At 32.6% G+C, this 8,170-nt stretch carries 9 protein-coding genes; all 9 read right to left on the bottom strand.

Going from position 1 to position 8,170, the window contains the following annotated elements:
• Nucleotides 1-162 (bottom strand): MerR family transcriptional regulator (locus N4A57_RS03135; RefSeq protein ID WP_293656073.1); only part of this gene is annotated, 162 nt, incomplete at its 3' end.
• A gap of 78 nt (nucleotides 163-240) precedes the next feature.
• Nucleotides 241-1,764, bottom strand: a complete 1,524-nt coding sequence (gene cobA, locus N4A57_RS03130) for a uroporphyrinogen-III C-methyltransferase (RefSeq protein WP_293656071.1) — start codon at nucleotides 1,762-1,764, stop codon at nucleotides 241-243.
• A gap of 1 nt (nucleotide 1,765) precedes the next feature.
• Nucleotides 1,766-2,695, bottom strand: a complete 930-nt coding sequence (gene hemC, locus N4A57_RS03125) for a hydroxymethylbilane synthase (protein WP_293656070.1) — start codon at nucleotides 2,693-2,695, stop codon at nucleotides 1,766-1,768.
• A gap of 4 nt (nucleotides 2,696-2,699) precedes the next feature.
• Nucleotides 2,700-3,350: a precorrin-2 dehydrogenase/sirohydrochlorin ferrochelatase family protein gene (locus N4A57_RS03120; protein WP_293656068.1), complete on the bottom strand. Its 651-nt coding sequence runs from the start codon at nucleotides 3,348-3,350 to the stop codon at nucleotides 2,700-2,702.
• A gap of 21 nt (nucleotides 3,351-3,371) precedes the next feature.
• Nucleotides 3,372-4,124 carry a precorrin-6A reductase gene (cobK, locus tag N4A57_RS03115; protein ID WP_293656066.1) on the bottom strand — a complete coding sequence of 251 codons (753 nt, stop codon included), beginning with the start codon at nucleotides 4,122-4,124 and terminating at the stop codon, nucleotides 3,372-3,374.
• A complete protein-coding gene (cobJ, locus tag N4A57_RS03110) occupies nucleotides 4,121-4,861 on the bottom strand; it encodes a precorrin-3B C(17)-methyltransferase (protein WP_293656064.1) in 741 nt (246 codons plus the stop codon). The genes cobK and cobJ overlap by 4 nt, the downstream gene beginning before the upstream one ends.
• On the bottom strand, nucleotides 4,854-6,149 hold the full coding sequence (gene hemA, locus N4A57_RS03105; RefSeq protein WP_293656062.1) for a glutamyl-tRNA reductase: 1,296 nt from the start codon (nucleotides 6,147-6,149) through the stop codon (nucleotides 4,854-4,856). The genes cobJ and hemA overlap by 8 nt, the downstream gene beginning before the upstream one ends.
• Nucleotides 6,140-7,186 carry a cobalt-precorrin 5A hydrolase gene (gene cbiG / locus N4A57_RS03100; RefSeq protein ID WP_293656060.1) on the bottom strand — a complete coding sequence of 349 codons (1,047 nt, stop codon included), beginning with the start codon at nucleotides 7,184-7,186 and terminating at the stop codon, nucleotides 6,140-6,142. The genes hemA and cbiG overlap by 10 nt, the downstream gene beginning before the upstream one ends.
• Complete coding sequence (gene cobM, locus N4A57_RS03095) at nucleotides 7,186-7,935, bottom strand: precorrin-4 C(11)-methyltransferase (RefSeq protein WP_293656058.1); 750 nt, start codon at nucleotides 7,933-7,935, stop codon at nucleotides 7,186-7,188. The genes cbiG and cobM overlap by 1 nt, the downstream gene beginning before the upstream one ends.
• Nucleotides 7,936-8,170: the final 235 nt, after the last annotated feature.

Genomic DNA, 8,170 nt, shown 5'->3' with positions numbered 1-8,170 from the left:
CTTAATACCTAAAAAATGATTAAGTTGCTCTTGCGAATAGTATCTTGTACCACCATCAGTTACATGTTGTGGAATGAATGAGCCTTTTTTATGCCAATCTCTTAATGTTTGAGGAGTTTTGCCTATTTCTTTAGCAAACTGACCTATTGAATAATACTTCATTAATTATCACCTCTATATAATGATAACAAATAGCATGATATTATTCAATATATTTTTATAGATTCTTATAGATTTTATTTAACAGTTACTAACCTTCCCACTATATTTTCTTATGGCCTGAACTAACCCATCTATAGTGTATTTTTGAGCTTCTATATGACATGTAAGTCCTAAATCCTTAGCCGCATCTGCCGTTATGGGCCCTATCATAGCTAATTTGGAATTCTTTAATAAGCCTTTATTTTCTTCACCCAATATGGTTATGAAGTTTCTTACTGTAGATGCACTTGTAAAAGTTATTATGTCTATATTATTATTTTTTAGTGTATCTATTAACTCTTCCCTTTTACTCTTTGGAACAATAGTTTCATATATGGCCACATTAGTAACCTTAGCTCCTAACTTTTTTAACTCTTCTATTAGGACTGTTCTAGCTATATCAGCCCTTGGAAGTAGAACCTTATCACCCTGCTTTATCTTGTCCTTTATTAACTCTACTATGGCCTCTGCCCTATATACATCTGGCATATATTCTACTATTAATCCCTTTTGTTCTAAGGCATCTTTAGTAGCAGGACCTATGGCACAAATCTTACCTTTTCCCATATGTCTTATATCCATATTTAATTCTTTCATTCTCTCAAAGAAACTATTTACTCCATTGACACTAGTAAATATTATCCAGTCATATATATCCATTTTTTTCATATTTTCATCTATTTCTTTAAAATCATCTGGTCTTTTTATTTCTATAGTTGGAAATTCCACAGTTTCAGCTCCAAGACCTTCTAACTTTTCAGATAAATGACTTGCCTGTTGTCTAGTTCTTGTAACTAGGACTTTCTTTCCAAAAAGTTCTTTTTTATCAAACCATCTTAAAGTGTCAGATAAGTTTGTCACATTTCCTACTATTATTATGGATGGATTTTTAATATTATTTTCTATAACTATATGATAGATATTTTCTAAAGTACCCTTTACCATCCTTTGGTCCTTAGTACTTCCCCTCATTATTACAGCAACGGCAGTAGACTTATCCTTACCATATTTTATAAGCTCAGTAGAAATTTTCTTCAAATTTTTAATACCCATTAAAAATATTAATGTTCCTTCAACCTTGGCAAGGGCCTCGTATTGTACAGTCTTTTCTTCCTTAGTAGGATCTTCACTTCCTGTAATTACATGAAAGGATGTACTTACATTTCTATGAGTAACTGGAATACCTGCATAGGCTGGTACTGAAATGGCAGATGTGACACCTGGTACGAACTCAAAGTCTATATTTTCTTCAAATAATCTTTTAGCTTCCTCTCCACCTCTACCAAATACTAGAGGGTCTCCTCCCTTTAATCTAGCAACTATTTTGTCTCCCGTTGCCTTCTCTACTAATAATTCATTTATCTCATCTTGAGTATAAGCATGATTATTAGGCGCCTTGCCCACATAAATAATTTCTGCGTCTTTTTTTGCATGTTTGAGAAGTTTTGGGTTTGCCAATCTATCATATAGTACTACATGGGCTTTTTTTATGGCTTCCATACCCTTTAAGGTAATAAGTTTATGATCTCCAGGACCTGCCCCTATTAAGTAAACCTTTGCCATCCTAATCATTCCCTTCAATCTTGTCTAATATGTGTCTAGCTCCCTTATCTAGTGCTTCCTTCGCAAGGTCTTCTCCTAATTTTGTATATTCTTCTAAATTAGCCCTTCTCTCAAGTCTAATAACTTCTTTTCCATCTAATGATGCCACTACAGCTATCATATTTAACATATTATCTTTGATTTCACAAAAGGCTCCCATAGGAACATGGCATCCACCTTCTAAAACTCTCATGAAACTTCTCTCTGCCTTTATGGCATATTCCGTTTCCCCATGGTTAAGTACTCCTATTATTTTATCCATTAAAGGATCCTTTTCTCTTATTTGGATACCTAGTGCTCCCTGACCTACAGCTGGTGTACAAATATTTTCATTAATATAACCATTAATTTTTTCATTCCAATCCATTCTATGGATTCCAGCAGCTGCTAGTATTATTCCATCTAGGTCCATTTCATCTATTTTCCCTATTCTAGTTCTTATATTTCCCCTAATAGGTACTATATCTAAATCATTTCTATAGGCTAAAAGCTGAGCCTTCCTTCTTAAACTACTAGTTCCCACTTTAGCTCCACTTTTTAACTCTTCTATTTTAAGATTATTTTTTCCGATAAATACGTCTCTCACGTCTTCTCTCTTAGTTATGGCTCCTATCTTTAGGCCTTCTACCATAACTGTAGGAACATCCTTCATACTGTGTACTGCCAAGTCAATTTCCTTATTTAAAAGGGCACTTTCTATTTCCTTTACAAATAAGCCCTTACCACCTATTTTATCTAATGTCTTATCAAGTATTTTATCTCCAATAGTCTTTATCTCAACTATCTCGTATTCATACTCTGGAAAATGCTCTTTTAATATTCCAATAACTATATGAGTTTGCTTTAGTGCAAGTTCACTGCATCTAGAACCTACCTTTATTATTTTATCCATATTTTCACCTTTTTCTATGCATTTTAGTATTAGAGCCCACCTTATATTTCATATAAACCTTTTTCATTTCATCTTCTAGATTATCTATGTTTTTATCCATAAATTCATCTAACAAAGGTCCATATACTAATTCCTTAAAAAGCTCTCTTCTTACTTTTATATCTTCTATATTATCTATGGATATTTTTCTTATTTTTCCTAATTCTTCTATAAAGGTTTCATATCCATCATTAAATACAAGTTCTAAATCTTCTTTTATTTTTTTTGCAAGCATGGGACTTTTCCCATCTGTACCTATAGAAATACTCAGGGATCCTTTTCTTATGGATGAAGGGATTATAAAGTCCCCATCTTCAGGATTTTTAGCACAATTAACTAATATATTTTTTCTATTAGACTCTTTTAGAACTAATTCATTTACCTGCCCATTATCCGTAGCTATGTAAGCTAGAATTCCACCTTCTAAATCCCCATACTCATAATTTCTCTCAATTATTTCTATTTTATTTTCATAAAATAATTTTCTTATTTCTTCATCTATAACTGGACTAACTAAAGTCACCTCAGCCCCATATTTTAGTAGGGTCTTGGTCTTTCTTAAGGCAACCTTTCCTCCACCTATAACTACACATTTTTTATTTTGTATGTTAACCATAAGGGGATAATACTTGTCCATTTATTTCACCAACTTTTTTATTAAATGTTCCATATTATCATATAGATTTTCATACTCTATTTTAGGCCTTTCAATAAATATGACCCTTATATTTTTATTATGGGCTGCCTCTAATTTCTCAAGGAGTCCCCCTATTTTACCACTATCCTTAGTGACTAGTCCTTTGATATGATATTTATCTATCATAACCTCATTCATAGGAGTGCAAAAGGGTCCTTGCATACCTATTATCTGACATGCTTTTAAACCTAGGTCTTCACATTTTTTTATCATACTACTAGTTGGCAAAACTCTAGGATATAATCTATCTTTATCTATTTTATCCACAAATATATTTAAGGTTTTGCTTCCTGTAGTAAGTAAAATGTTACCATTTATTTTCTTAGCTTCAATAGCTGCCCTTTCATAATCCTCCACATAAGTTATTATACTTTCATACTTACTTAATTCCTCTTCTTTTCTTTCAAACCTTATATATTCTATATGAGACTCGCTACAGGCAGCCATGGCATTTAATGATACTTCAGCTGCATAAGGATGGGTAGTATCTATGACCATACTTATCCTATCTTTTTTTATTAGACTTATCATATCTTCCTTAGTAAGCCTTTTAGAGAGGACATGTTCCCCTTTATTTCCCACTAATTCTTTACCATATTCCGTTGCCGTAGTAAATATAAATGGAATAGATTCTTTTTTTAGAATTTCATATAAATTCCTAGAATCTTTAGTACCACCTAGTACTAATATCATATTTTATAACCCCTTGGAGTTACCATTTTATTGTTTTTTACATAGGTCTTTTCATTTCCTATTATAACCATAGTAACCATATCTATATCTTCTTCTAACATATGCTCTAAATCAGTGATAACTATGTTCTCACCTTCCCTTTTAGCATTTTTAACTATACCTACAACCGTATCCTTCTTTTTATGCTTTAGCATTATTTCACGAGCTTCTTCTATTTGAGTAACTCTGCCCTTACTCTTTGGATTGTATAAAGAAACTACAAAGTCTCCCATGGCCGCACATTCTAATCTCTTCTTTATTAAATCCCAATCTGTCAGTAAATCACTTAAAGAAATAGTACATGAGTCATGCATAATAGGAGCTCCTAAACTTGCTGCTGCCGCATTAGATGCAGTTATTCCAGGTACTACTTCTACCTCTACAGAAGCATCTCTATCAAAGACAACTTCATGCATAATTCCTGCCATTCCATATATTCCAGAATCTCCACTACTTATTATGGATACTACCTTTCCTTCTAGGGCCTTATCTAGGGTAAGATTACATCTTTCAATTTCTTTTCTCATTCCTGAATCTATTACTTCTTTATTTGTTATTAGTTCCTTAACTAAATTAGTATATGTTTTGTATCCTATGATTACTTCCGATTCACTTATGGCATCCTTTGCCCTTTGGCTCATGTGTTCTAAATTTCCCGGTCCTATTCCTATTACATATATTTTTCCTTTATTATTCATAGCTTTCACCTTTTCCTTTACAACTATATTCTTTCATACTAAACAACTCATTTGTAACCTTTGCATATAGTTCTCCCTGTTTGTCTTCTCCAGCCATTTTCAAATTGTGTATAGGCTTTTTTATGATCTTCTTCACCAGGGAATTCATAACTATTTTAATTAAAGCCTTATCCTTATCAGTAGCTCCATCTAATCTGCATATTAAACTATCAATTTCTTCATCTAGTATTTCTTTAGTAGTCTTCTTAAGATTATCAATAACAGGAAATACAGATAGGCAATTATACCAATTTTGGAACTTTACTGCTTCTTCTATTATTATTTCCATGGCATTTTTAGCAGCTTCCATTCTCATTTCCATGTTATCTAGGGCCACTTTTTTCAGTTCATCTAATTCATATACATGGATTTTTTCCATATTATTAATTTCTGGCTCCACATCGCGAGGTAGTGCAATGTCCACTATACATAGTTCTTTTTCCTTATTGTGATATTTCTCCATATGTTCTTTCTTTAAGACATAGTGGGGTGCACTTGTGGATGAAATTATAATATCCACTTCTTTTATTAAGTCATATCTATTTTTAAATTCCACTACCTTTATTTCCTTATACCTATTAGATAAATCTATGGCATGGCCGACAGTTCTGTTAGTTACATAGATTTCACTAACACCCTTATATATGAGATTTTCAATGGCAATTCTACTCATCTCTCCCACACCAATGACTAATACCTTTTTATCCTTTAAATCATGAAATCTATTTTCAATAAATTTCACTGCTATAGAGCTTATTGAAAGGGAATTTTGAGATATTAAAGTTTCCCTTTTTATTTTCTTAGCTGTAGTTATACATTCCCTAAATAATGTATTTAAAACACTCCCTGTAGCACCCTTTTCTAAGGCATACATATGGGAAGATCTTACTTGTCCTATTATTTGGTCCTCTCCTAATATGAGAGAATCTAGTCCTACGGCTAGTTTATATACGTGTTTTACAGCACTATCAGACTCTTCTATAAAAAAGTATTCTTCCATAGTTTCCATAGGTATATTAAAAAAATCACTATAAAAGGACTTTAATCTCTTTATACCATCATCTACTTTAGTCACATATGAAACTATCTCACTTCTATTGCAAGTGGATATGATAACAGACTCTAATATTTCATCATATTCTTTTAATCTGCTATAGGCTATGTCTAAATCAGTTTTTGAAAACGAAACCTTTTCTCTCACTTGTATGGGAGAGTTGTTGTGATTAATACCTACTACTATTACATCCAATTCTTATCACCTTCTTTAAATATGGCTATGGTTATTCCATCAAAGGCCCTTTTCCTTTGAATAAAATCCCCCTTATTACTAGTAAAAAAAGCCACTGGTTCACACACACAACCTACTCCTATAGTTTTTTTTACAAATTCAGAACCCATAAATTTATTCTCTATGCCTTTGACCTCTTCCCTAGTAACAATCTTTAGGGGTCTCTCAAATTTATCTGCTAATTTTTTAATACCCACTTCGTCCTTTTTAATATCTATAGTGGCAAAATGCCTAATGGATTTTGTAGATAGATTCAAATCTTTGAAAGACTTTAACAAGGCTTCGTATATTTTTTCATATTCCTTATTACGTCTACAACCAATTCCTACAACCAGGTTTTTAGGTCTTAAAACTACTGTGTCCTCAATGGGCTTATTTATTTCTTCCTCATTTGTTATAAGTATTAATCCCTTTAAGGAATTATCTATTTTATCCTTTTGGACTTCTAAATTTTTAGGTAAATACAAATCTATTGGTATTTGAGATTTAATACCTACCCTCTCTTCATTTACTATATGGGCTGTCACCTTAGTAGCTTCACTAAAGTCTTCTATTTTGCAGTTTAATTTCATTGCCAATGTATCTACTGCTATATGACCTGAAACATCAGAGGCTGTGGTTATAACAGGATTTCCACCTAATAAATTTGCCACCCTATGGGCATATTCATTAGCTCCACCTAAATGACCACTAAGTAAGCTTATTACATGATTTGCCCTCTCATCCATAACTAGTATGGCTGGATCTGTTTTTTTATCCTCCATAAAAGGGGCTATACTCCTTACTACTATACCCGTTGCCATAATAAATATTAAACAATCATGTTTTTTGAATATATCTTCCACAAGGAATTTTATTTTATCATTAAAGGGTATCACATTAGGCCCTTTTTCATAAAATTTCTCCTTTACATAAAATGATGAGTTATTCATCATTTTATGTAGTTTATATCCTAAATTAGCTCCATTCTTAGTTAAAGCTATTATTCCTATTTCCATTACTTAGCCTTTCTAAATTCATGACTAAAGGTCTTATCATATAACTTTGATAACTCGTACTCATTTCCCAGGAAATGACCAACTAGTATTTGAGCTGTTTTAGTTATGTTAGCTTCTTTAACTTTTTCCCCTATATTCTCTAACGTTCCCATTACAACCTTTTCATCTTCCCAAGTAGCCCTTTGGATTATAGCTATAGGCGTTTCCTTTTCGTAGTGTACAAGCAATCTTTCAACTACTTGATCTATCATATGTACTGATAAGAATATACACATGGATGCCCTATGAGATGCTAATTTTTCTAATTGCTCCTTTTCAGGCACTGGAGTTCTCCCCTCTAATCTAGTTAATATAACCGTTTGAGTTACTCCAGGTAATGTGAATTCCTTCTTTATTGCTGCGGCTGCTCCTACAAAAGAACTTACTCCTGGGATTACACTATACTCAATATTTTTTTCTTCTAATATATCCATCTGCTCTCTTATGGCTCCATAAATACTAGGATCTCCCGTATGAACCCTAGCAACTAGTAAGTCCCTTTTAACGCCATCCTCCATAACTTCAATTACTTCTTCTAAAGTCATAGATGCACTATTATACACTATAGCTTCTTCTTTTCTACATCCTATTATTTCTTTATTAACTAAGGAACCTGCATATATTATTATATCTGCCTTCTCTACAATCTTTCTTCCCTTAACCGTTATTAAATCCGGATCTCCCGGTCCTGCTCCTATAAAATAAACCATTTTTCTTCCTCCTAAGTCTATATTTGTCACCAGTAAGCAATGATAATGTTTTATCTGCTATCTGCTATAGATTTTGTAATACTAAGTTTTGTTTATACAGTAACTTGCCTATAAGGGAAAATATATTGAAAATCTTTGGAACCCTGGAACGTCACAACATCCTATGCTACTCCAACATGACACATGAACCTATATACGAAGATTCACACTTTCGCTTGTGACAAGGACTTGGGTG

It is taken from the genome of Anaeromicrobium sp. (assembly GCF_025210435.1).
GTDB lineage: Bacteria > Bacillota > Clostridia > Peptostreptococcales > Thermotaleaceae > Anaeromicrobium.
The sequence above is the reverse complement of the archived record's forward strand: the minus strand, read 5'-3'. Positions and strand labels throughout refer to the sequence as shown.